Source organism: Chitinophaga caseinilytica (genome assembly GCF_038396765.1).
Taxonomy (GTDB): Bacteria; Bacteroidota; Bacteroidia; order Chitinophagales; family Chitinophagaceae; genus Chitinophaga; species Chitinophaga caseinilytica.
This window is the reverse complement of the sequence record NZ_CP150096.1, coordinates 3,748,189-3,773,101: the sequence shown is the minus strand read 5'-3', so window position 1 is coordinate 3,773,101 and position 24,913 is coordinate 3,748,189. Positions and strand designations below refer to the sequence as shown.

The window sequence follows — 24,913 nt, the reverse complement described above, 5'->3', positions numbered from 1 at the left end:
ACCATCGTCCCGGCGGCTTTTTTATGCCTATACCGTTGATTTTAAGCCCATTACGAACGCGCCTGCAAATAAAACGTTACAATCCGTCAAAAACATGGTGGTTTACCAAAGTCTGTCCAGGTATCTTGTTTTTTTACAAATCAACAAACCAGCACATCCCGTATATCTCACATATGGCAACGAAACAAAGACCACTCGCCGGGCGGCTCCTCCTATGCCTGGCTATTTTCACCGGTTCGGCCGCGGCGCCCGCCTTTGCGCAGGTAAACTTCAAAACGAAGCAATGGAGCCTCCAGCTGGATAACACCGGGAAAGTTACCAGCATGAAGAGCCTCGCGCTGCAAAAGGAATTCCTCGTAGCGGCGGAAGCCAACGCTTTGCTGAGCGTGAAGAAAGACGGCACCATCCATGCCCCCCGCGCCTGCACCTGGAATCCGAAAAAGTCGGAACTGGCGTTATCCTACCCGCAAACCGGCGTGGAAGCTACCGTGAAAGTGCAATCCAACGACCGTTACCTCCGCTTCGAGCTCACGAAGATTACACCGGCCGAGAAAGTGGAGCTCGTGCTCTGGGGCCCCTATCCCACCAGCATCGCAGACACGGTCGGCGAAGTGGTGGGCGTTGTGCGCAATAAAGAATTCGCCATCGGCATCCAGGCGCTGAACATCAAAACCCTGGGCGGCTATCCCAATGCGGAAAGTGACGTAGAGCCCTCTTACGATATTTTTGAAGGCGGCAATAAAGTAGATGTGAAGGAAGACGATATGCACAAGCAACTGTTCCGCGGCGATGTGGCGCGCCCCACTGCCTTCGGTGCCGTGTTGCAGGCTTATTGCCGCAACCGCGGGAAAGACCGGATCATCGAAAACTGGGCGCACACCGCTTACCTCGCGCCTGCTTTCCAGGACGGCGGCGTAACCGGCAGTAAAATCGCCCTGTTTGGCGTAGCCACCGCCGATGTGCTGCCGACCATCTCGCAGATCGAATTGAAGGAAGGATTGCCGCACCCGATGCTCGACGGCGTTTGGGGAAAACAGGCCACCCACGCTTCCGAATCGTACCTCATCATGAATTTCGGCAACGCCAATTTGCAGGAAGCCATCGCCGTAACGCAGCAGGCCGGCCTCAGGTACCTTTACCACGGCGATCCCTTCGAACAATGGGGATCTTTCAAGCTGCACCCGCGCGACTTCCCGCAAAACTGGGTCAGTCTTCGCCAATGTGTGGAAGCGGCGAAAGCGAAAGGCGTTCGCCTGGGGGTGCATACCTTGTCTAACTTCATCACCACCAACGATCCGTACGTAACGCCCGTTCCCGATCCGCGACTGGCGAAAGTCGGCTACTCCCGGCTCAGCGATGCCATTGACGCAACTGCGAAAGAAATCGGGATCGAAGACGCGCTTTTCTTCAACCAGTTCCAGAATAATACGCTGAAAGCCGTTGTGGTAGGCGATGAGATCATCCGGTACGGCGGCGTTTCCGCATCCGCACCCTGGAAACTGCTCGATTGCCAGCGCGGCGCCTTCGGCACCAAAGCTGTTGCCCATGCGCAGCGCGACACCATCGGCAAACTGATGGACCACGGCTATAAAGTATTCCTCACCAACTACGCGCTGCAGGAAGAAATGTCGAAAACGATCGCGCGGCTTTTCAACGAAACCGGGCTCATGCAGATTTCGTTCGACGGGCTCGAAGGCTGCCATTCATCCGGCATGGGCCAATATGCGCGGCAATTGTTTACGCAGACATGGTACGATGCGCTTTCGCCCGAGTTGAAAGGCAAAGTGATCAACGACGCCAGCATGCCCGGGCATTTCTTCTGGCACACCTACACCCGGATGAACTGGGGTGAGCCCTGGTACGCCGGGTTCCGCGAAAGCCAGCTGCAACTTCGTTTGAAAAACCAGCAATTTTACCGACGCAACCTCATGCCCTCCATGCTCGGCTGGTTCAGCCTCCGGCCAGAAACCACGCCCGAAGACATTGAGTGGATGCTGGCCATGGGCGCAGGTTACAACGCGGGATTCGGGTTATCGACCAGTCTGGAAACCCTGCAAAAACACGGTAAAAAAGATGAAGTGCTGGCGCTGATCAAAACCTGGGAACAGGCCCGCATGCAAAACACTTTCTCCGAAGCGCAAAAAGCGCAGATGCGGAGCCTTCAGCACGAATTCCACCTGGAATCGGCACCCGGTAATGCCTACCAGTTGACGCCGGTGTACAACGCTTATTTCAAACATCAGCAACTCCTGAAACAACCCGGCGAGCCGGTATTTTCCTCGTTCAATTTCAACAATCCGGCCGATCCGCAACCCGTTTCGTTCATGATCACGCTGGCGCCCACGAAAGAATCCGATCCGGACGTCACTTTCGACCAGATCTCCATCGCCATCAACCGCCAGGATGCCCTCGTGTTGCCCATTGCATTGAAACGGAACCAGTTCCTGAAATGCGACGGCAAAACCGTGCAACTCTTCAACCGGCAATGGCAACTGATAGAAACGATCAAACTGGAAAAAGCACTGCCTGTTTTGTCGGCCGGCGTAAACGAGATTGTATTTGACGGGAAATATTCCGGGGAGAATGGTGCCGACGTGAAGCTGGAAATCCGCGCCAGCGGGCGGCCGGAGCTGATCGGGAAAGCCCGGTAATTCAATTGCTACTCTCTTCATATAAAAAGCCCCCATGCACAAAGCGCGTGGGGGCCTGTTTTTTGACGAAAACCTGTCAGAACAACCGTTTGATGAGCCGCAACTTATGCGTCCGCTCGCCCGTGTCGGCGTTCACGATGCCTTGATTGTCTACCGGATCGATGCGCACCTTCCCGGACGAATGGATGATCCGCTGCTCGTCGAGCATAATGCCCACGTGGGTGATGCGCCCTTCGGGATTGTCGAAAAACGCCAGGTCGCCGGGTTTTACTTCCTGGAGGAACGAAATGGTTTCTCCCTGTGCGGCCTGCTGGTAGGCGTCTCTCAGTAAGGGGATGCCGAGAATTTTATACACGGTTTGTGTAAAGCCGGAACAGTCTGTGCCGAACACCGTTTTCCCGCCCCATAAATACCCCGTATTCAGGAATTCCATGGCAATGGGCTCCCAGGCCTCCCGCGGCGCGGGAGCCGGCTTAAAGGGCACGATCCCTTCGCCGGCCGCTACTGATACGCTCCCCCATTCAGCGGTGCCCAGCTTCAGCAAACTGCCGTAGGGCACGTGGACGGGCTTTCCGTTCAACTGCAGTACGGCCTGCCAGTGGCGCACCACATGCGTGGGGGGCGCCTCGAACAAGCCCTGCGGAATGGTTTCCAGGTGCGAAAGCGTTACCCAGCCCTCATACCCTTCGTATTGCATCCGTACTTTCACCCAACCGTCTTGCGTAACGGTTTCTGTTTCAAGACATTCCCCGAAAACTGCCTGGGAAATCATTTCAGCCCGGTGCGAAGGCTCCGCCCGGAGGGGCATGACCGGCACAATCGTGATCGCTAATGGCATGTTAATTGTTTAAATAATATGACGTGACCCGTGAACTTTTGGCCCGGATTTACGTAAATATAATCATAGTATATATGCATCTCCAGTTAAATAACCTCAGCGACAGGGAACTGCTTCTCCGCTTCCGGAAATTCCGGGAAAGAGAGGCTGCCGGGGTTTTATTGGACCGGTATAGTCACCTGCTGGTGGCGGTTTGTTTACCCGGGCTCGATGAGCGGCATCCAGCAGAAACCGTATTCCCCGAACTGACCGGCAAGTTATTCGATCAATTGCAGCATGCCACCGGCAGAGTCAACGAAATCATGCACGGGCTCGTCCAGCAGTATTTCGGTAAAACCCGAAAGGCCCCTCCGGCGGCCATGCGCGAGTTGGAAAGCCGGGTAGAACATGCCGGCAACAACCCCATCGAAAAAATGGCATTGGCAGCACAGCTGGAAAATGCACTCGGCAGGCTGATCCCCGAGGATATGGACCTGCTTAATGAATTTTACCTCGAGCACAAGCCCCTGCAGGAGCTTGCGCGCTCGCGGCACATCGATTCCGGCCAGGTCAGGGACCGGCTGAAAAGCATCCGTCAACAGGTTGCTACGTATATGAAAGAGGCGGCATATGAATAGTCATTCTCCAAGACAAGAAAGGATCATCCGGATCTTCACTCCCGTACGATGTCTGAACAGGGACCAGATGCGCCGTTACCATCTCGGCCAGATGACCGTTGTGGAACAGCATTTGGTGGAACAGCACCTCGTGGAATGCGACCTTTGCAACGACGCGCTCGCCACGCTCGAAAATCCCGCGAACATCGAATCTTTCCAGCAATTGAGCCACCAGCTCAGTCATTATATCCAGCGGGAGTTTGCGCCCGCTCCCCCACCCGTTCGCCAGCAAAAACAATTCGCGGCCAAACAACCGCAGCAGGAGCGCAAAACCTTCACAGACAGCGCCCAGTCTTACTTCTGGACGATCATCTTCCTTGCGTTCGGCGGAGGCGGTATTTTCCTCCTGCAGCAGCACCTGAAAAACCGGCCCCCGATGGCCGTCTTGCCCGCGCGCGCCGCGGAAGTCGTGGTACTGCCGGCGCCCAAAGGCGCTGAAGTCGGCAATTACCAGGCGAATGCCGAGCCCGTGCAGGAGCCGCTGGTGATCCAGACCAAATACAGCAACCGCGATACTTCCCGTATTTCGGCGGCTGTTACGCCCGTTCCCACACGAGACACCGCGCAGAAGAAAAAGATCGTGAAAGACAGTGCGCTGCCCAAACTGCCGCCTGCCGATACGAACACCCGGAAACTGGCCGCGCAAACGCCGCCACCGCCGGCCGAAACGCCGAAAGAGCCGCAGAAGGAAGCGCCGAAGGAAAAAGCCCCCGAGCCCGCGCCCGTTGCGAAAGCAGAGAAAGAAGAAGAACCGGCTGCGAAACCGGCTAACGGGGACGACTATGTGTACCGGAGCGCCATGCAATACCAGCAACAGGGCGATTACAACGAAGCCATCAACCAATTCCGCAAACTTTCGGATAAAGGCAAATACGCAGAGCGTGCCCGTTACCAGATGGCCATCTGCTACCGTGCGAAAGGCCAGAAAGGCAAAGCCCGCCGGATGTTGCGCGATATCGCGAATTCCGAAAGCCCGATGAAATCCCTCGCACAGGAAGAACTCAGCAGCATGAATTGACCCGCTTCCATTTGAAATATTTATGGAATTTGTTTACTTATGCATCTCAATTGAGAACGCTACTGTAAAAACGTGCATCCATCCTCCGACCAATATCAACACATGAGCGACCAGGACCTGCTCCAACGGTATAAAGCCGATGGCAATACCGAATGGATAGGCGTCCTGTTCGACCGGTACGCCATCCTGCTGCTGGGCCTTTGCATGAAGTATCTCAAGAATGAAGAAGACGCGCGCGACAGCGTGCAGCAAATCTTCCTGAAAGTACTATCCGAAATCCACAAGCATGACGTGATCTATTTCAAAGCCTGGATTTACCAGGTCGCCAAAAACCATTGCCTCATGCAGCTGCGGCATAAGAAAGACGTAGAACTGAAGGAGGAACTGGTGCCCGGCGTGGCGGAGCAGGAAGACGTGCGGCATGTGGCACATGTGCAGAAAGACCTGATGCTCGACAATATGGAACGGGCGTTGGGGGAATTGAACAAAGAACAGGCCGTGACCGTGCGCCTTTTTTATCTCGAGAAGAAAAGCTACCAGGAAATATCCGACATCACCGGTTTCAACGCCGGGCAGGTAAAAAGCTACATCCAGAACGGAAAACGCAACCTTAAAATTTTATTGGAAAAGTACAGTAAAAATATGCGTTAACTTGCAATAGCAGGCAACGCCTTAACAGATATGAACGACCATTTTGCTGACATATTCACCGAAACCGCCTGTCCCTCGCAAGACAAGCTGCTGGCCTACGTCAAGGGTGAACTGAGTGCTTCCGAAAGGCACGAGGTTGAAATGCACCTGCAAGACTGTGAGCTTTGCAGCGAAGCTGTGGAAGGGTTGTCGGCCATTTCGCGGAAAGACCAGATCCCCGGATGGCTGCGGCAGGCGAAGTGGAATGTGTTGCACAGTCTCCGCCGGAAGAACCGCCGGAAGAAAAAGAGAACTACTACCTCTACATCGCCATCGTGGCGCTGATCGTCCTCTTCATGGCCATCGCGCTATACTGGATTTACCATTTCGCACGGAGATAGCCGTCAATAACTGGTTTTATCGGATTTTCGGGCCCATTCCCGGAATACGTCTTTCGCCGCTTCTTCGGGCATGAGTATAAAGGGGATTTTCTTGTCGCCGTAAGGCAATTCCAATTCATGGTAAATAAAGGAATCGTCGAATTCGATGGCCGCCGCTTCTTCTTTCGTATTGGCGAAGAAAACCCTTTGCGGGCGCGCCCAGTAGATAGCCCCGAAGCACATGGGACAGGGCTCGCACGAAGTAAAAATCTCACAATCAGACAACTGGAAAGTACCCAACCGCTGGCAGGCGTCCCGGATAGCCACTACTTCGGCATGCGCCGTGGGATCGTTGTGGGTCAGCACCTGGTTCCATCCTTCCCCTACCACTTCATCTCCCCTCACCACGATAGAGCCGAAAGGCCCGCCGTCTCCATTCCGCATCCCGCGGGCGGATAATTCCACCGCCATCGCCATGAATTTCCTTTCTCTTTCTCCGATCGGGTACATAAGCCTGGTTTTATCCCAAATGTACGGATTTCAAGCGTTTATGAACGGCCAACCGTACAGGGGAAGGCGCTGAGGCAATACCCCGCGCCCTTCCTGTAGGCCTTTTAACCCCCATAATCCTGACTACACAATCGTTCACCGCTTCCAAAAGCGGTAATTCCTTGCCGCAGAACCAGCGGGTAGCTCGTTTCGTGGGCCACAAGATAACCGCTAATTTAGATTACGACAAATTTTAATTTATTGTTATTGATAATGCGTTACATAAGCAAAAAAATCCCGGATGAGGATTCATCCGGGCATTAACCTGTAACTGTATATCGTCGTATTAGAAATGACTTGTTAAGTATTGCGGATCACGACCACATTGTCAAACACATCCACCAAAACCGGTTTCGCCTTGTCGATCTCTCCGCCGAGGATCTTCTTGCTGAGCAGGTTCACGATCTCTTTCTGAATCAATCTCTTCAGCGGCCTTGCACCGAATTGGGGATCGTAACCCTGTTCCGCCAGGTAGTCCAGCGCATAATCAGAGAATTCCAATATCATGCCATTCTTCGCTACCAGATCCTTCAGTTGTTGTAATTGTATGTTAATAATTCCCTTCACTTCGGAACGCATGAGCGGCTGGAACATGATCACCTCATCCACACGGTTCAGGAACTCCGGACGGATGGTTTGTTTGAGCAGGTTCATCACTTCATCCTTCGTTCTGTCTACCACTTCATCTTTATTTTCTTCGGTGATTTTTTCGAAGTTTTCCTGGATGATGTGGCTGCCCATGTTGCTCGTCATGATGATGATGGTGTTCTTGAAGTTCACCACGCGGCCTTTGTTGTCGGTCAACCGGCCATCGTCGAGCACCTGTAGCAGTACGTTGAACGTATCCGGGTGGGCTTTCTCGATCTCGTCGAGCAGCACCACGCTGTAGGGCTTGCGGCGCACGGCTTCGGTGAGCTGGCCGCCTTCATCGTACCCTACGTATCCCGGAGGCGCGCCCACGAGGCGGCTTACGGAATGTTTCTCCTGGTATTCGGACATGTCGATGCGCGTCATCATCCCTTCATCGTCGAACAGATAATCGGCCAGGGCCTTGGCCAGCTCCGTTTTACCGACACCGGTAGTACCGAGGAAGATGAAGGAGCCGATGGGCCGGCGCGGATCGTTGAGTCCTGCGCGGCTTCTGCGGATGGCGTCGGCAACGGCCACGATGGCTTCGTCTTGCCCCACCACGCGCTTATGCAGCTCGTCTTCCAGCTGGAGGAGTTTATCTTTTTCGCTCTGCATCATCCTGGCCACGGGGATGCCGGTGGCTTTGGCCACGTTTTCGGCAATATCTTCCGCGTCCACTTCTTCTTTCAGCAGGCGTTTATTGTTGGCTGAAATCCCGGTGAGCTCGGCGCTGAGGTCGGCCACCAGTTTTTCCTGTTCTTTTATTTTACCGTAACGGATTTCCGCCACTTTCCCGAAGTCGCCGTTGCGTTCGGCCTGTTCTGCTTCCAGCTTGAGGTTTTCGATGGCGGCTTTCGCGTTCTGTACTTTATCTACGAGTTCTTTTTCCTGTTGCCATTTGGATTTGAAAGTGTTCCTTTCTTCGCTCAGCCGGGCGATTTCGGCGCCGAGCTCGCGCAGTTTTTCCTGGTCGTTTTCCCGTTTGATGGCTTCCCGCTCGATTTCGAGCTGGCGGATGCGGCGCTCCAGTTCGTCGAGCTCTTCGGGCATGGAGTTCATTTCCAGGCGGAGCTTGGCGGCGGATTCGTCGATCAGGTCGATCGCCTTGTCGGGCAGGAACCGATCGGTAATATATCTGTGCGAAAGTTCCACTGCGGCGATGATCGCTTCGTCGCGGATCAGCACGTGGTGGTGGTTTTCGTATCTTTCCTTCAAACCGCGGAGGATGGAAATGGCGTCTTCTACCGACGGTTCGTCGATGAAAACTTTCTGGAACCTCCGTTCGAGGGCTTTATCTTTTTCGAAATATTTCTGGTATTCGTTGAGGGTGGTGGCGCCGATGGCACGGAGCTCCCCTCTCGCCAGGGCGGGTTTCAGGATATTGGCCGCGTCCATCGCGCCTTCCATCGCGCCCGCACCGATGAGGGTGTGGATTTCGTCGATGAACAGGATGATGTCGCCATTGGAGTCGGCTACTTCCTTCACCACCGCTTTGAGCCTTTCCTCGAATTCGCCGCGGTATTTGGCGCCTGCCATGAGCGCGCCCATATCGAGGGCGAAGATGATCTTATTATCGAGGTTATCGGGCACGTCGCCGTTGATGATACGATGTGCGAGCCCTTCCGCGATGGCCGTTTTACCGACGCCCGGTTCCCCCACGAGGATGGGGTTGTTTTTGGAGCGGCGGCTCAGGATGTGCAGGGTGCGGCGGATTTCCTCATCGCGCCCGATCACGGGGTCGAGCTTGCCGGCGCGGGCCAGTTCGTTGAGGTTCTTGGCATACTTCTCGAGAGAATTATACGTGGCGTCGGCCGTTTGGCTGTTCACCGTTCCTCCTTTGCGCAGCTCGGTGAGGGCGGCTTTGAGGCCTTTTTCGGTGAGACCGGCGTTTTTCAACAGCTTGGCGGTATCGTCGCTGCCGCCGAGCAGCCCCAGCAGGAGGTGCTCCACGCTCACGAATTCATCCTTGAATTCCTTGATGCTGGCGCCAGCCCGCAGGATCGCGTTGTTCGCGTCGCGGCTGAGCACCTGTCCGCCTTCACCGCTACCGATGACGGGGTAGGCCTGTATCTGTTCGTTGAGTTTGCCGTCGAGGAATCCCGTATTCACGTCGTTCTTCTTCAGCAGATATTCTATGCTGTTATCTTCGTCCTGCAGCAACGCCTTGAGGATGTGGCCGGTCTCGATCGCCGAGTTGCGATGATTGAAAGCCAGCTGCTGCGCCTGTTGCAGCGTTTCCTGGGACTTGATGGTAAAGTTGTTCAAATTCATATGTCTACTTTATGCTCCTTTAGGTTAACGATTGGATTTTTGATTTGTTCAGGTTGATCAAATCCCGAACCAAGGGGCCTGAACCGGTCAAGCTGACAGCTTATCCCCGTTCCAACTGCATTAATTTCAGTTTATATGTGTATTAACTGCTATTTTGTCTATTCTTTTCATTTTGAGGGCCTTGGGGCGCATTTGTGTTAAATCCACCCATAAATTGAACTGTAGGGGGTATAAGCTGTTATAGATCAGTTACATCCTTATTGTATCACAACCAAAACATTCATTTATGGCGTTTGACCTCATAGAAACCCTGAAGAATTTATTCAACACGGAGTTTGCCGGAAAAGCCGCGTCTCAGCTGGGCGAAAGCGAATCCGGTATTCAGAAGGCGCTGGGAGGTATTATTCCCACGGTGCTGACGGGCCTGCTGAACAAAGCCGGTTCGGGCGATGCGGGCGGATTGATGGGGCTTGTCCGCGATGCGGCGGGCGCAGACCTTTCGAAGCTGGGCAACATCGCGGGCGGATTGCCGGCGGGATTACTGGCCAAAGGCTCCGAGTTCCTGCAATCGCTGTTCGGCAATAAATCGGGCGATATTGCGGGCGCCGTGGCATCTTATGCGGGCATCAAGCCACAGTCGGCCGATACGCTCATGCAGGCAGCCGCACCGGCGGCGCTGGGCGTAATCGGGAAGCATGCGGAATCTACCGGCCTGGGCACTTCCGGCCTGCTCGAAATGTTAAACAGCCAGAAAGATAAAATATTGGCAGCGGTACCCTCCGGCCTCGGCCTCGCGGGCCTGCTGGGCGTGGGCAGCCTGGGCGATATCGGCGGCAAGATCTCCTCGCTCGCCGGTTCCCTCAAAGGCGCCGCCAACTCCGTGGACCATTCGGTGGAAGAAGCCGCTTCCGGCGGCAGCAAATGGGTGACCTGGCTCATCATCGCCATCGCCGCCATCCTCCTGTTATGGTGGCTGCTGAGGGGATGTGGCGCCAAAGAGCATACGACCGTCGCTACGGCCGACAGTCTCACCGTCATGGAAGACACCGCTTCGCACATGGCCCCGGCCGCTGCGGCGCCCGTTGTCCGCGAATCCATCAAGGTAACGCTGCCCGACGGCAAGGTGCTTGACGCGTACAAGGGCGGTATCGAAGACCAGCTTGTACAGTTCCTGCAAAACCCGAACGCAGCCGCGGGCAAAGACGTGTGGTTCGATTTCGACAACCTGAACTTCCAGACCGGTTCCGCGCAGATCACGCCGGAAAGCCAGGTACAGATCAATAACCTCGCCGCCATCCTCCAGGCTTTCCCGAAAACGAAGATCAAGGTGGGCGGGTATACCGATGCCACGGGAGACGCGAAAAAGAACAAGCAATTATCGCAGGACCGCGCAACCGCCGTGGTGACCGCGCTTTCCGCCGCCAACGTGAAGCCCGTGCAACTGCTGGGCGCCGAAGGCTACGGCAGCCAGTTCGCCAAAGCGGCCGCCGATGCGCCGGACGAAGAGCGGAAGCTAGACCGCCATATATCCGTGAGCGTTAGGGAAAAATAACAGTAATGCAAAAAGTACATACAACAGAAGGGCGCCTCCGATTGGGGCGCCCTTCGCTTATTATGCTTCCTTTTTGACCAGAACGACCTTGCTTCGGTCAGACTTGTAGATTTGATTGAGGAATTCTTCCAGCTTCGGATAATCCTTTGCCGGGAAGCGCCCGGATTTCATTTCGACGCGGCGGACGTACGTGATGCGGTTACCGTTGACCGTCACCCTCGCGTAGTAATTCCCGAAAACCGTGCTCAGCTTCACTTCCGGGAACATCGCTTCGGGCGTGTAGCCTTCGGGCACCGTGATGAGCACCGAATCGGCGTCTACATACGGATCGTAAAAATAGATATCCGAGCTGCGGGTAGAATCGCTGGAAAGCTTGCTGGCCCCGCGCGTGAGGATATTGGGCAAAATGAACAGCCGCTTGCCGGTAACGGAAGCGTAGTTGGGGACCTTCAGTTCCATGGTTTCCTCCATTTCCGGAACGGGCCGCGCATCCGCATGCTCCGTATATTTCAGCTGGCCGATATCGAAACTCGGCAGTTTGAGCCTGTCTTTCAGTTGCTCCAACTGCTTTTCCTTGCTGTCGTAGTTGACGATCTGGTGGTAATAATCCTGTTGAAGCCCGGTGTAGCGGGTTTCGCATGTCAGTTTCAGCGTGCCGGTACCGTCTGCCTCCGCAACGATGTTGCGGACCTGGAGGTTCTGTTCTGCCGGGTAAGCGGGCGTGCGCACGAGTTTGCCGCCCTGTTCGGTAATCAACAAAACGGGCCGGTTGTTCGTAAACCCGCCCAGGTAGCCGGCAGGCGCGGTTTGACTGGTGCATTCCAGCCAGGTGGTATCTTTGGCGCCCGGCACACAGAGGATGATGTGGTTGAACTGGCTGACGGTGAAATCTTCCATGAAATCCGTTTCCTCCCGCCCCGCATGCACGAGCGTGTAATGCGAGCGGATGCCGGCTTCCGCCAGCAGGGCTTTCATATAATTGGAAAGCGCTTTGCAATCGCCATACCCTTTCGTGGCCACATAATTCGCGTCGAACGGCTGCCAGCCGCCGATGCCCAGCTGAATGCTGATGTAGCGGGTATTTTGCTGCATATATTCGTACAGCAACCGGATCTTTTCCGCGTCGGTTTTGGCGTTGGCGGTGATGGCCGCTACGGTGGACTTGATGTTCGCCGGCAGCACATCGCGCCCCTGGTTGAGCGTGGCGATGAACTTGCCGAAGTTTTCCCAGGAGCTCATATCGCCGTCGTATTCGGCGAACGAGAATTTGCTGGGCGCGAGGTACACCATGGTGCAGCGGTCGCGCAGGGGGCCGGTAAACGGCTCCGGTTGCAGGGCGGGCACGTTCTTTACTTCCCAGGTGAGCACTTTCGCGCCTTTTTCCATGCGTTCCGCGGGCTTCCCTTCGTACCGGAATTGCCGGTAGCGCAGATCGTACCCTTCGGGCGCGGTCACTTCCAGCTTGCTTTGTTCTACCGAATAATAGTTGGCGCCCTGCGGCACCCACCGCGGGATGAACGCCGTGTGGCGGTGGCGGAATTCCACTTCGTAAGCTACCGTATAGGGATAGACTTTATGATAGAAGTTGTGGGATTTGACGCGACTGTCTTCCATAAGGCTCATTTCGCTCACGGCGCTCAGATCGCGCACATCGCCCTGCTTGAGCTTGCGGAGCTGATTGCCCTGGGCGTCGTACAAAACGCCACTCACGTCTTTTATCTCGCGGTATTTATCGTAGTCTTCGTTGAACCCCGCGAACCGGTCGCCGTTTTCGTTCAGCACCGTTACCACGATGCGGTGAACATATCGTACATCGCGGGTGTCGACGATTTTAACGGACACCAGTTCTTCTCGCTGCACGGCATACGCGTTTTTCAGCAATGCGGGCGGGATGGCGCTGACGGGATAGCGGGGATCGGCGGCGCGGAGCGCCCCGCCGGCGGTCAGTAATAATATCAGTAAGAGGTAATTCCGGATCATGCTTTTTCTTCTTGATGACAACTTGTTCCGCATGCTTTTTCACGACTACGTCGAAGAATTCGCGGAGCGGCTGGTATTCTTCCGCTTCGTACCATGCACGGTTAAACTTGAGGCGTGAGCGCATCATCAGCTGGTTGCCGTTTTGCTGCACCAGGTACTGGAAAATGCCTTCCCCGTCGTTGAATTTCACGATGGCGGATTTCGGGATTTCTTCGAAAGTACAGTCATCGGGCAGCGTGAGCGTCAGGCTATAGCTATAATCCGTCACCGCAGGCATTTCGATCGGGTATTTGCGGTTTTCCGATTTGAAAGGGTTGCTGCGGATGGATTCGGAGAACATGGGATGGAGGTACACCATCCCGCTTTCGTCCATTTCCCCCAGCTTGAAGTCGTAATCCACCAGCAGCTGACTGCTGAAATTCTCCAGTTCCTGCAGCTTCCCGTTGCTCAGCTCGATGTCTGCCACGAACCCTTTCGCCAGGTCTTTAAAGAACACGTCCTGCCCCTTTTCCCGGATTTGGGAGCGCGCGTCGTACGATTCGAAAAAGCTGTACTGCCGCTGGAAGTGACCGGAAAGCCGGCCTTTGTCGTCGGGCGAAATGAAAACACCCGTCACGCTGCGCTCCGACAGCGAATCCGCCTCGAAGGAAAGCGGGTCTGCCGAGGCGTTCACTTTTCGGGCGGGACCGTTATAGCAAGACGCGTGCAGTTTGCCGAAGCCCAGGAACGGGCGGGTGGCGTCCAGGAAAAACTCCTCCCCGTCCGCATTCACGCTCACTACCGTGTAATTGAGCTTGGAGCGGATGGGGTACATGGCATATATTTTACCGTGACTGCGCGTGCTCAGCAAAACGGGCGACGCATCCAGCCCCGCTTCGCGCAGCAGCGCCGTGAGCAGGATATTGATATCGGTGACGTTGCCGTTCTTTTTGTTGAAAGTCGTTTTGAGCGTTTGGCTCTTCCAGATGGCGGAGTAATCGGTACAGGTGTAATTATCCCGCACGAAACCGAAGATTTTCGCCGCTTTTTCCTTTGCGGTGGAAACCCCGGCAGTGAGGCGCTTTACCTCGTCCGACAAATAATTGTTCGAGCGGAGCAATTCCCCTGCGTAATCTTCATCCTTCCCCATTTCTTCCATGAACTTCGGCCAGGTGCTCATGATGTTGCGCACGGGCGATTCGGGGAATCGGATGGCAGACAGCTGGAATTCGATATAGCTGATGTGGTTTTTAAGGGTGGTCACGAAACTTTCCTCTTTGAGCGGCGGCACGTCTTTCATGACCCAGCGATGGGTGGTGATGCCGGGCGTTACGGACACATGGCGGGACGGAGACGCCGAAGACGCTCCTTCCATATTGAAACTGAATGTTTTACGGGAATCTTTCGAGCTTTTGATGTGGTAACTGTTGTACCCCTGGCTGAGGAAGAGGTATTCGTAATATTCCGGCAGGGATACTTCGTATTCGCTCCACAGTATGGGCATTTCGACGTCCTGGAAAGCCCAGGGCCGCAGGTAGGTGGGGAATTCGGAGTTGATGGTGAAGGAATATTCGATGATGGTGCCTTCCTTTACGGCGGGCAGCGTGAATTTCTTACGAACGATATTGCGGTCTACCTTTTCCGTGAAAACGGCTTTGCTTTCCAGCTTCGTTTCCACGACCTTGCCGTTTTCCAGGTTGTAGGAACAAGCTTTGAGGTTGGAAACGGTCTCTTCGGCCGCGCCCTGCACATACAGCTCGATGCTGATATTGGCCTTTTCGTAGGCGCTTTTGCGGAGGATGTGGATGCGGCGGTGCTGTTTGTACATCTGGATGAACCAGTCGCGCCCCGATTCGAATTCTGACGACCCCACGTCCGCCAGCACTACGGCTGCGGCGCCGGTATCGATGTCATAGCGGGTTTTGAAATCTTCCGGGCTGACTTTTCCATACTTCACGGGCGTTTTGTCCTGCGCGGCCAGCATCATGGCCCAAACCAGGAAAAGGGGCGTTAAGGCGACAGTTTTGAGTTGCATTTACAATGAACTTAGGTATACGGGTTGAATTTTGGCTAAAATTATGGATTTTCCGGGCATCCCATCCTTTCGGGCAAAAATATTCCGGAACGGTTCCCCCATCAGATGTAATCCGTGCTGCAATTCCATAACATCGCGGCGGAAAAGCGTAAATTTGCGCCAGCATGCAGATTTTGGAGAAAAATACCGTGTTCATCAAGCAGCTGTCCAGGGAGCTGGGGTTCGATCATTGCGGCATCGCGAAGGCGGAGCAGTTGAGCGACGATGCTTTCCGGCTGGAGCAGTGGCTGAACCGCGGCATGCACGGCGGGATGCAGTATATGGAGAATTATTTCGACAAGCGCATCGATCCGCGGTTGCTGGTAGACGGGGCGCAGTCGGTCATTACCCTGCTGCTGAATTATTACCCTGAGCAGCGCCAGCGGCCGGATGCGCCGCAGGTGGCCAAATACGCATATGGGGCGGATTATCATGACATTATCCGTGAAAAGCTCAACACCCTGCTGGCCCGGATGCGGGAGCAGTGGGGAGATGTGCAGGGCCGCGGGTTCGTGGACTCCGCGCCGGTGCTCGAGCGTGCCTGGGCGCAGCGCAGCGGGCTGGGATGGATCGGCAAGAACGGGAACCTCATCCACAAACAGGCCGGTTCCTTTTTCTTCATTGCCACGCTGATCGTGGACGTGCCGCTGGTGTACGACAGCGCGGCCGGCGATTACTGCGGCAGTTGCACCCGGTGCCTGGACGCCTGTCCTACCGGTGCCCTCGTTTCCCCGACGGTGGTGGACGGTAGCCGGTGCATTTCCTATTATACCATCGAGTTGAAAGACGCCCTCATTCCCGGGAGCCTCCAGGGCCAGTTCGACAACTGGATGTTCGGTTGTGACATCTGCCAGGACGTTTGCCCCTGGAACCGTTTCGCCAAAGCGACTTCCGAAACGGCCTTCACGCCCATCCCCGAAATCCTGAATTTTACCAATTCGCAATGGGAAGAACTGACGGAGGAAGAGTTCCGGCGCATCTTCCGGAAAAGCCCCCTCAAAAGAAGCAAATTCGCCGGCATCCGCAGGAACCTCCGGTTCCTGGAGCCTCCTTCCCTCCCCTGAAAATTCTTTTTACCATGAAAATTGCCTGCCGTTGCGGGCAAAGCGAATCGCGTACAGCACCAGCGATCTCCATGGATAGAAAACATCCCGCCTTTTTGCTATTTTTCTGACATGTCACCCTTGAAAACCATCGCCTCCGCTATTTTGCTCATGGCCGCCATCCCCGCCCGATCCCAGGACACCCAGATTTTCCTCGCAGACCCGACGATTTTCGTGCACAGGGGAACGTATTATTTGTACGGGACCGGCAGCAGTGAGGGTTTTCTTTATTATACGTCTAAGGATCTGAAAACCTGGGCGCAAACGGCAGACAGCACGGAACAACTGGCCCTGAAACGCGGAGAAGCCTTCGGGAATAAGGGATTCTGGGCGCCGCAGGTGTTCCGGCGGGGCGGCAGCTGCTATATGGCCTACACGGCGGACGAGCAGATCGCTATCGCGCGGGCATCCGCTCCTGCAGGGCCTTTCCGCCAGGATGCGCCTTTACGGCTCAGTGGATCCGGCAAGCAGATCGATCCGTTCATTTTTTTCGACGAAAGCGGGAAGGTGTACCTCTACCATGTGAAGCTCCAGCAAGGCAACCGGATATTCGTGACGGAAATGAAACCCGATCTGTCGGACGTGATCCCAGGCACGGAAAAGGAATGCGTGGCCGCCGTCGCGGGATGGGAGAACACCGCGGGTGCGGAATGGCCGGTGGCGGAAGGGCCTACGGTCATCCGGCATAAAAATCTGTACTATCTTATTTATTCCGCCAACGATTTCCGCAATAAGGACTACGCGGTGGGCTACGCAACGGCCCCCTCGCCCACGGGCCCCTGGAAAAAATATGAAGGCAATCCTGTCATCAGCCGGCAAATGGTACAGCAAAACGGTACGGGCCATGGCGATGTGTTGATCGATAAAAAAGGTAACATGCATTACGTACTGCATATCCATCATTCGGCCGACAAGGTATCTCCCCGCGCCACGGCGATTATCGGCCTGCGGTTCCGCCCCGGGAAAAACGGGGAAGACGTGCTGGAAGCGGACGTAAAATCATTCAGGACGCTGACAATCAAACCCTGACCCCTATTTTTCCCCATTCGCCGAATTCTTGGTAACTTGAAGTCGCATATATCCCCAAAAACAAAGCATTTCCGATGAAACGCCGGCAGCGATCCTTACTGATCTTGCTCATACTCGCGATTTCGACTCCCCGGGCGAAGGCGCAATCCTTCCCCCGAGATTCCCTTCACACCGCGCAACTGATCGCCACCGCAGAAAACTTTTTCACCGAATCCCGGTACGATTCCGCACTGCATTACTGCAACCTGGCCGAAGCGTTCAGTCGCCGGAAGAATTACCGCGCGGGCATGGCGTACGCCATCATCGAGCGGACGGACGTGCTGATCGACAAAGGCGACCTGGAAAAGGCCGAAACCGAGGCCCGGCGCGCGCAGGCGATCGGCCAGCAGCTGGGGCGGCAGCAGATCCTGGCGATTACGCAGATGCAGCTGGCGCAGGTCAGGATGTACGACAAGCGGTACGATGAAGCGATCCCCTTTTTCGAGAAGAGCGTCGGCTGGTTCGCGGCGCATCCGTCGCGCTACGCCGCGCTGGCGTATAACGATTTCGGGTACACCTGGGGCATGAAAGGCGACATGAAGAACAAAGCGGAATGCCTCCTGCGCGCGGCGGGAATTTATGAAACGCTCGGCGAAGGGTACGATGGCGAGAAAGCCGCCACCTACAACAACCTCGCTACCTTGTATTATGAATTGAAGCAAAAGGACAAAACGATCGAATACGCCCTGAAATCCATCGCCTGCCGGGAAAAAACGGGCGACATCGCGCGGCTGTCTTTGGGATGCTGCAACCTCAGCCAGTTCTACATCGGCGTGAACAACGACGAAGCACTTCGCTACCAGCAGCGCGGCCTCCAATACGCCCTGCAAACGGGCGATACGGCCCGCATTGTGCATGCCTATGTTACGGCCTCGCTGGTTGCCAGCGCCCGGAAAGACCCAGCATCCGCCATCCGCCACGAGCTGAAGGCGATCGAACTGCTGGAACGCAGCGGTAAAGACCCGATCATGCTCTCGCGCCGCTACATCGCAGCTGGGATGGCCTCCATGAAAACGGACTCCTCGCAAACGGCCGCCTGGTTCCATAAAGCGCAGCTGCTGGCGGCGGCACGGAACGACAAATACAACCTCCGCGACCTCTACTACCAACGCGCGCTTTTTTACCGCGACCGCCAGGATTACGAACGCGCCTATCAAAACTACAATCTCCACATCGCCTACCGCGACAGCATCATCAAAGACCGTACGGCGTCGGACATCGCGGAGCTGGAAACCAAATACGAAACCGAGAAAAAAGACCACCTCATCGCGCAGCTACATGCCGAACGGAAAATCAAGGCATTGCAGTTGGAAAAACAGGCGGCGCTCCTCGCCGGTAACCGCCTCGAAGCCGAGAAAAAACAACAGGAGATCGATTTATTATCGCGCGAAAAAGCCCTGCAGCGCGAGCAGCTGGAGCGCCAGGAGCTCCTGGCGAAAAGTACCCGCCAACAATTGGAACTGGCGGAAAAAGAGCAGCAATTGCAGGAAAGGCAACTGAAAAACTCCCGTACCACGCGCAATTTTCTCCTCGCGGGACTGCTGTTGCTGTGTATTATCGGCTATTTTTCCTTCAACCGGTATCAGCTGAAAAGGAAAATCCGGGAACAGGAAACCTTGCTGGCCGTCCGCAACAACATCGCGCAGGATTTGCACGACGAGATCGGGTCTACGCTGACCAGCATCCGCATTCTGTCTGAAGTATCCGGTAAAAGCATCGAGAAAGACAAAGGGAAAACCCTGAATTATATCCATTCCATTTCCGAGCAGTCCAACGCCGCGCAGCAGGGCATCAGCGACATCGTATGGGCCATCAAGCCGGAAAACGACAAACTGGAAAACATGGTGGCGCGTATGCGGGAATACGCGGCGCAAACGCTGGAAAGCAAGCAAGTGCGGACGGATATCCATATCAACGAGCAGCTGTTGGGAACGGGGCTCAACATGCAGCAGCGCCGCGATTTCTTCCTCATTTACAAGGAAGCGGTGAACAACATCGCCAAATACGCCGGCGCTTCGGTGGTGACGGTAGACATCCGGACGGAGGGCCGAAGCCTCGTGCTACGGATCGCCGACAACGGGGCGGGGTTCGACACGACGGCACACAAATCCACCAGCGGGCTGCAGAATATGCAATCGCGCGCCAGGGCGCTGCACGGCACGCTCGGGATCGATTCTGCACCGGGAAGCGGCACTACCATCCTGCTCAAAATACCCATTACATGATCATGTAGTGGCCGGATAAAACGGTATGATTACTTTTAGCCCATGGCGATAAAGGTTTTGGTTTATGATGATAATGAGGCGCTCCGCACCAGCATCGGCGCACTGATCGAGTCGGAAGACGATCTCGAAATGGCTGCTGCCATGCCCAATGCGGAAACTGTGGAAACAGACCTGGAACAGCTGCGGCCCGACGTGGTGTTGATGGACATCGACATGCCCGTGGTAGACGGTGTGGCGGCCGTAAAGCGGATCAGGCAGGTAAGCCCGCAGTTGCCGGTGATCATGCTCACGATTTTCGACGATACCGACAATATTTTCAACGCCATCTGTGCCGGGGCTTCCGGGTATTTGCTGAAGCAGCACGTAACCGAAGAGCTCCCCGGCGCCGTGCGCACCGTGCTGGCCGGAGGCGCGCCCATGACGGGGTCTGTGGCGAAAAAAGTGCTGGCCATGGTGCCGAAAGCCGCGAGCCCCGAACAGGAAACCAGCAACCTCACCGACAAGGAAACCGCCATCCTCCAGCTCCTCGTCAAAGGCTACAGCTATAAAATGATGGCGGCCGAGCTGGGCGTCACCATCGACACCGTCCGCTTCCATATCAAAAAAATCTACGACAAACTCCACGTACATTCCGCCGCAGGCGCGGTTTCCCGGGCTATCCGCGACAAACTCGTCTGACACCTCCTCCCCTCCCGCGACATGGATATGTAGTTGTTCCCCTAGCGCGTTCCCAGTAGGTTTGGATTAAAACCCACGACCATGAAACGCATCGTATTCCTCCCCATTCTGTGCATCTGCACCATCGCCGCCCTGGCGCAGGCGCCCGTCCAAAAACGGGTGGAGCAACGGGCCAAAGATAAAGCCAATAGCCGGGTAGACGCTTCCATCGACCGCGGGCTCGATTCCGCCTTCGACAACGCCGGCCGCGCCATCGGCAGCATTTTCAAAAAGAAAGACAAGCGTAAGGCACAACCGGCGCCATCGTCCGGCCAGGATAACGCGGGAACCGGCAAGGGCGCTGCTTCCGGAACGGTCACTTCCAGCGGCGGCAGCGATTTCGTGCCGGGCGCGAAGGTGCTGTTCGAAGATCATTTCGACAAAGACGGATTGGGCGATTTTCCCGCCCAGTGGAATACCAACGGCAGCGGCAAGGTTGTCACCCTTTCGGGGCAGGACAGCCGCTGGCTGGATGTGGTGCATAACTGCATCGTGGTGCCGGTGGTGAAAGGGCCGCTTCCGGAAAACTGCACCATTGAGTTCGATCTTTTCCTCCGGTCGGAAAGCGGGCGCAGTACGCCTTTCATCCAGTTCGGCCTCAGCCAGGTGAAAGATATCCTGAAGGAAGACATGTTCTACAAAGACCGTTTCTTCATCAACCTGCACCGCTACACGGAAGAAGATGGAAAAACGCTGGAATATGGACTGGGCAACGATATCATCGGCAACAAAAGTAATTTCCCCCTTACGTCGTACGTCAATAAAGTGCTGCCGGTGGCCATTTCGGTGAACAAATCCCGCATCCGGCTGTACCTCGACGGCAACAAGGTGATCGACCTGCCGCGGGCGCTGACGGACGGGATGCGCAACACTTTCTTCCTGAACAACAACGCCATCATTCCCGCATCCGAAACAGGCATGTACATCGGCAACCTCCGCATTGCTTCCGGAGACACGGACGCGCGCAGCCTGCTGGTGAAACAGCTCATGAGCGAAGGCAAAGCCGTAACCAGCGATATCCTGTTCGACGTCAACAGCGACCACCTCAAACCCGAATCCTTCCCCATTATCGACCAGTTCGGCGACGCTTTGCAGAAAACGCCGGCATTGCGGATCAGGATCATCGGGCATACAGACAGCAATGGCGACGACGCCAGCAACATCAGCCTGTCGCAGCGCCGGGCCGCGGCCGTGAAGACCTACATTACAGAGAATTACGCGGTGGCAGGTTCGCGGATACAGACCGATGGAAAGGGCGAATCGCAGCCCGTAGCCAGCAATACCACCGCAGACGGGAAAGCCCGTAACCGCCGCGTGGAATTCGTGAAATTGTAAAACCCCTACCCGTGAAAACGACCCTTTGTACCTTTTGGCTGCTCCTTGCCGCCATCATCGAAGTGTGCGGCCAGCCCGCCGAGCGGAGAGATACCGCATCCATAGCCGCGTGGCGCACCGCCGTGAGGCGCGCACCGGTGCTGACGGGCGCCACATCGCCGCGGACAATCGTTCCGCATGAGCCGTCGCTCTGCTTTAATATGGAATTCGACCTCAAGATCACCATGCCCGGCAAAATGGCCGAACAGTGCATGTTCGTAAACAATAGTACCGGCGTGATCGGGTTGCTGCCGGCGCGGGAAGACGGGCTGATAAATATGCTCTTCCCGGAACTGCCCGATTTTTCGTTCGACGTGATGAACATGACCGGCAATGTGTACCGTTATCATACCAATAAAGGGAAAAACAATACGATCGAAAGATGGGTGACGACGGGCTTCTCCGACCAGAACCCTTATCTGCAGGCTGCCGCGATGTTCGACGGGTCGGCAGACCTGCAGCGGAAGGGCGTTACCGCCACGTATTGCGACGGCAGGATGACGGCTGTGGCCTACCGGTTTTCGACACACCCGGGGATGACGTGGTACGTGTATGGCGACCGCTACCCCGAGAAGCTGCACCCGCGCAAGTTCCTGGGGAACATGGGCGTGGGGTACCTCAAAACCGACGAAGGGCTTTACATCATCACCGAATTCAGGTCGGAAGGATATAGCTGCCGCGTCACGAACATCGAGCCCGCCAACGCCTGCCTGCACACGGAATCGTTCGTTCCGCGCGAAGCCGAGTACAGCCGGCAGGCGAATCTCAACATCGAAAAGGAAAAGGAAAAGCTCGACCGGGCAGCCACTGCGGGAGGCGGCCCCTGCGCAGGAGAAAGGTCTTTGCTGATCGACTTCAAGAAGGAACAGGCGCGCAAGCGCGAAGCGGCGCTGGCCCAGGCGCGGGAAGGCAATGTCTACCAGCAAAACAGCAATGCACAGCGGAGCATGGCCAGTATGATGGACCCGCTGGCCGTGGTGCAGGAAGACATCCTCAACGCCAAGCTCGAGATATGCAAAGCGGAGAACAGCACGAGCGCCCGCAGCCGGGAACGGATCGGCTGCCTGAACAATCAGCTCAGCGCCCTCATGCGCATCGAAGGCGAACTGCGCGCCCTCGACGCCAGGCACGCCAATCAGCCCGGCATGGCCTTCGCCGAAAAAAGCAAACTCTACATGCGCAACAAACCCCGCGGCTGTCCGTAATCATTCACTAAACCATACATTGCCAACTCTTTGGAAAAAATACACCCCACCCTCCACAAGAAAAGCAGATTATGCGTAAATTAGGTGCATCGGACCTGGATTTCCGTCCGGACACCCCACCGGGCGCTGTGTGATCGTATCAACCAACAGCACGGCATGCGCTTGTACTTATGACGCATTTATGTCAACTCCAAATAACATCCTTCATGTTCTCAAACTGTATTTTCTTATGAGACAAATCTGCTTTGCACTGTTATCGACGTGTATTTTTTCCGCCTGCAACAATTCCCCAAAGCCGAAGGAAACGGACTCCACCGGCAAAGCCGCCCCGTCTATCGGCTGCGCCGTTCCGCCCACGCACGATAAAGACTGGTACGCTTCCGGTAAAAAGGCGCCCCTGCTGGAAGGGCTCGGCGGGATCGATTTCAAGATAACCACCGCCAACCCTGAAGCACAACGCTATTTCAACCAGGGCCTCATGCTGGCCTACGGGTTCAATCATGCCGAAGCCGCGCGCTCCTTCCACGAAGCCGCCCGCCTGGATTCCACCTGCGCCATGGCGTATTGGGGCTTCGCATATGTGCTGGGGCCGAATTACAATGCCGGTATGGAGGAAGATAACTTCCAGCGGGCATACGAAGCGGCCGCTAAAGCGCAATCACTGTCCGCAAACAGCTCGCCGGTGGAAAAGGCGCTTATCGGCGCATTGAGCGCCCGTTACGCGAAAGAGCCGCCGGAAGACCGCAAGCCGCTGGACATCGCCTATTCCGCCGCCATGAAGAAAGTATACGCGCAATTCCCGTCTAACCCCGACGTGGGCACGATGTACGCGGAATCCATGATGAACCTCCATCCCTGGGACCTGTACGATAAAATCACGAAAGTTCCCCGCGCGTGGACGCCGGCGATCGTCAAATTGCTGGAGCAACTGATCCGGCAACATCCCAAACATGCCGGCGCGCATCACTTTTACATCCATGCCGTGGAAACTTCCGCCCGGCCCGAAGTGGCCATGGCCAGCGCCGGTTTGCTGGATACGCTCGTGCCGGGAGCCGGGCATCTATTGCATATGCCATCGCACATTTACATCAACACCGGCGATTATCATTTGGGATCGCTGTCCAACATCCACGCCGTAACGGCAGACAGCACATATGCCACGGCCTGCAATGCCCAGGGCGCCTATCCCCTGGCTTACTATCCCCACAATTATCACTTCCTCGTAGCAACCGCCACGCTGGAAGGCAATTCGAAATGGGCCTGGGATGCGGCGCAAAAACTGCACGCGCACACCTCGGAAGCCATTATGCGCATGCCGGGATGGGGCACCTTACAGCATTATTACACCATTCCCATGTACGTGGCGGTGAAGCTGTCGATGTGGGACACGATCCTCGCGCTCCCCGCTCCTCCTGCCGATCTGGTATATCCCCGCGCCGTCTGGCATTATGCCAAAGGCATGGCTTACCTCGGCAAGCACGACCTGAAAAGCGCCGGCGTTGAGATGGACAGCCTGCATCTGCTTGCCGCCGATACGACCCTCAAAGACATTACCATCTGGAACATCAATACCACGGCAGACCTCGCGCAAATCGCGTCGAAAGTGCTGACGGCCGGCGTGGCCCTTCAACAGGGCAAACCGGACGAAGCCGCCACGCTCCTGCAGGATGCCATCGCGCTGGAAGACCGTCTCAATTACAACGAGCCGCCAGACTGGTTCTTCTCTGTCCGCCACCACCTGGGCGCAGTGCTGCTCAAAGCGGGGAAATTCAAGGAAGCGGAACGCGTGTACCTCGACGATCTGAAAACCTGGCGGAAAAACGGCTGGGCGCTCATCGGGCTGCAAGCCGCGCTGTCCAAACAAAACAAGACCGCCGAAGCACAAAAAGCCAAAGCTGCGTTCGACGAAGCATGGAAATACGCGGATGTGAAGATCGCGTCTTCGTCTACGATCGTGGATTGATAGCTACAGTAAATGCATAAAAAAACAGGAAGCATTCGATTATGCTTCCT

At 55.8% G+C, this 24,913-nt stretch carries 18 protein-coding genes; 13 read left to right on the top strand and 5 right to left on the bottom strand.

Annotation, left to right across the window (positions count from 1 at the left end):
- The first annotated feature begins 173 nt into the window (after positions 1 to 173).
- Positions 174 to 2,651, top strand: a complete 2,478-nt coding sequence (locus tag WJU22_RS15400) for a hypothetical protein (protein ID WP_341839073.1) — start codon at positions 174 to 176, stop codon at positions 2,649 to 2,651.
- A gap of 76 nt (positions 2,652 to 2,727) precedes the next feature.
- Here WJU22_RS15400 and WJU22_RS15395 read toward each other — a convergent pair whose 3' ends face one another.
- On the bottom strand, positions 2,728 to 3,489 hold the full coding sequence (locus WJU22_RS15395) for a C40 family peptidase (protein WP_341839072.1): 762 nt from the start codon (positions 3,487 to 3,489) through the stop codon (positions 2,728 to 2,730).
- A 74-nt stretch (positions 3,490 to 3,563) separates the two neighbouring features.
- Between WJU22_RS15395 and WJU22_RS15390 the strand changes: the two genes are divergently transcribed.
- The 4 genes from WJU22_RS15390 (at position 3,564) to WJU22_RS15375 (ending at position 6,138) form a co-directional block, all read left to right on the top strand.
- Positions 3,564 to 4,106 (top strand): hypothetical protein, encoded by a 543-nt coding sequence (locus WJU22_RS15390; RefSeq protein ID WP_341839071.1) that lies wholly within the window; start codon positions 3,564 to 3,566, stop codon positions 4,104 to 4,106.
- Between the two features lie 67 nt (positions 4,107 to 4,173).
- Positions 4,174 to 5,163, top strand: a complete 990-nt coding sequence (locus tag WJU22_RS15385; RefSeq protein WP_341839070.1) for a tetratricopeptide repeat protein — start codon at positions 4,174 to 4,176, stop codon at positions 5,161 to 5,163.
- Between the two features lie 72 nt (positions 5,164 to 5,235).
- Positions 5,236 to 5,814 (top strand): sigma-70 family RNA polymerase sigma factor, encoded by a 579-nt coding sequence (locus WJU22_RS15380; RefSeq protein ID WP_341839069.1) that lies wholly within the window; start codon positions 5,236 to 5,238, stop codon positions 5,812 to 5,814.
- Positions 5,815 to 5,844: 30 nt separating this feature from the next.
- Positions 5,845 to 6,138 (top strand): anti-sigma factor family protein, encoded by a 294-nt coding sequence (locus WJU22_RS15375; RefSeq protein ID WP_341839068.1) that lies wholly within the window; start codon positions 5,845 to 5,847, stop codon positions 6,136 to 6,138.
- Positions 6,139 to 6,197: 59 nt separating this feature from the next.
- Here WJU22_RS15375 and WJU22_RS15370 read toward each other — a convergent pair whose 3' ends face one another.
- A complete protein-coding gene (locus WJU22_RS15370) occupies positions 6,198 to 6,683 on the bottom strand; it encodes a nucleoside deaminase (protein WP_341839067.1) in 486 nt (161 codons plus the stop codon).
- A gap of 339 nt (positions 6,684 to 7,022) precedes the next feature.
- A complete protein-coding gene (clpB, locus tag WJU22_RS15365; RefSeq protein ID WP_341839066.1) occupies positions 7,023 to 9,623 on the bottom strand; it encodes an ATP-dependent chaperone ClpB in 2,601 nt (866 codons plus the stop codon).
- Between the two features lie 286 nt (positions 9,624 to 9,909).
- Here clpB and WJU22_RS15360 point away from each other — a divergent pair, with 286 nt between their 5' ends.
- Positions 9,910 to 11,175 carry an OmpA family protein gene (locus WJU22_RS15360; RefSeq protein WP_341839065.1) on the top strand — a complete coding sequence of 422 codons (1,266 nt, stop codon included), beginning with the start codon at positions 9,910 to 9,912 and terminating at the stop codon, positions 11,173 to 11,175.
- Between the two features lie 60 nt (positions 11,176 to 11,235).
- Here the strand turns inward: WJU22_RS15360 and WJU22_RS15355 are convergent, their stop codons facing one another.
- Both WJU22_RS15355 and WJU22_RS15350 read right to left on the bottom strand, forming a co-directional pair.
- Positions 11,236 to 12,957 (bottom strand): DUF3857 domain-containing protein, encoded by a 1,722-nt coding sequence (locus tag WJU22_RS15355; RefSeq protein ID WP_341843782.1) that lies wholly within the window; start codon positions 12,955 to 12,957, stop codon positions 11,236 to 11,238.
- A gap of 49 nt (positions 12,958 to 13,006) precedes the next feature.
- Entirely contained in the window at positions 13,007 to 15,169 is a 2,163-nt protein-coding gene (locus WJU22_RS15350) for a DUF3857 domain-containing protein (protein ID WP_341839064.1), read from the bottom strand.
- 164 nt (positions 15,170 to 15,333) lie between these two features.
- Here WJU22_RS15350 and queG point away from each other — a divergent pair, with 164 nt between their 5' ends.
- The 7 genes from queG (at position 15,334) to WJU22_RS15315 (ending at position 24,863) form a co-directional block, all read left to right on the top strand.
- Complete coding sequence (gene queG, locus WJU22_RS15345) at positions 15,334 to 16,272, top strand: tRNA epoxyqueuosine(34) reductase QueG (RefSeq protein WP_341839063.1); 939 nt, start codon at positions 15,334 to 15,336, stop codon at positions 16,270 to 16,272.
- Positions 16,273 to 16,383: 111 nt separating this feature from the next.
- The gene (locus tag WJU22_RS15340) at positions 16,384 to 17,340 is read left to right on the top strand and encodes a glycoside hydrolase family 43 protein (protein WP_341839062.1); all 957 of its coding nucleotides are present in this window, start codon (positions 16,384 to 16,386) and stop codon (positions 17,338 to 17,340) included.
- A gap of 74 nt (positions 17,341 to 17,414) precedes the next feature.
- Complete coding sequence (locus WJU22_RS15335) at positions 17,415 to 19,604, top strand: tetratricopeptide repeat-containing sensor histidine kinase (RefSeq protein WP_341839061.1); 2,190 nt, start codon at positions 17,415 to 17,417, stop codon at positions 19,602 to 19,604.
- Between the two features lie 42 nt (positions 19,605 to 19,646).
- Complete coding sequence (locus WJU22_RS15330; protein ID WP_341839060.1) at positions 19,647 to 20,282, top strand: response regulator transcription factor; 636 nt, start codon at positions 19,647 to 19,649, stop codon at positions 20,280 to 20,282.
- 81 nt (positions 20,283 to 20,363) lie between these two features.
- Complete coding sequence (locus tag WJU22_RS15325; RefSeq protein ID WP_341839059.1) at positions 20,364 to 21,656, top strand: OmpA family protein; 1,293 nt, start codon at positions 20,364 to 20,366, stop codon at positions 21,654 to 21,656.
- An 11-nt stretch (positions 21,657 to 21,667) separates the two neighbouring features.
- Positions 21,668 to 22,900, top strand: coding sequence for a hypothetical protein (locus WJU22_RS15320; RefSeq protein WP_341839058.1), 1,233 nt, complete (start codon positions 21,668 to 21,670; stop codon positions 22,898 to 22,900).
- Between the two features lie 229 nt (positions 22,901 to 23,129).
- On the top strand, positions 23,130 to 24,863 hold the full coding sequence (locus WJU22_RS15315; protein WP_341839057.1) for a hypothetical protein: 1,734 nt from the start codon (positions 23,130 to 23,132) through the stop codon (positions 24,861 to 24,863).
- Positions 24,864 to 24,913 lie beyond the last annotated feature (50 nt).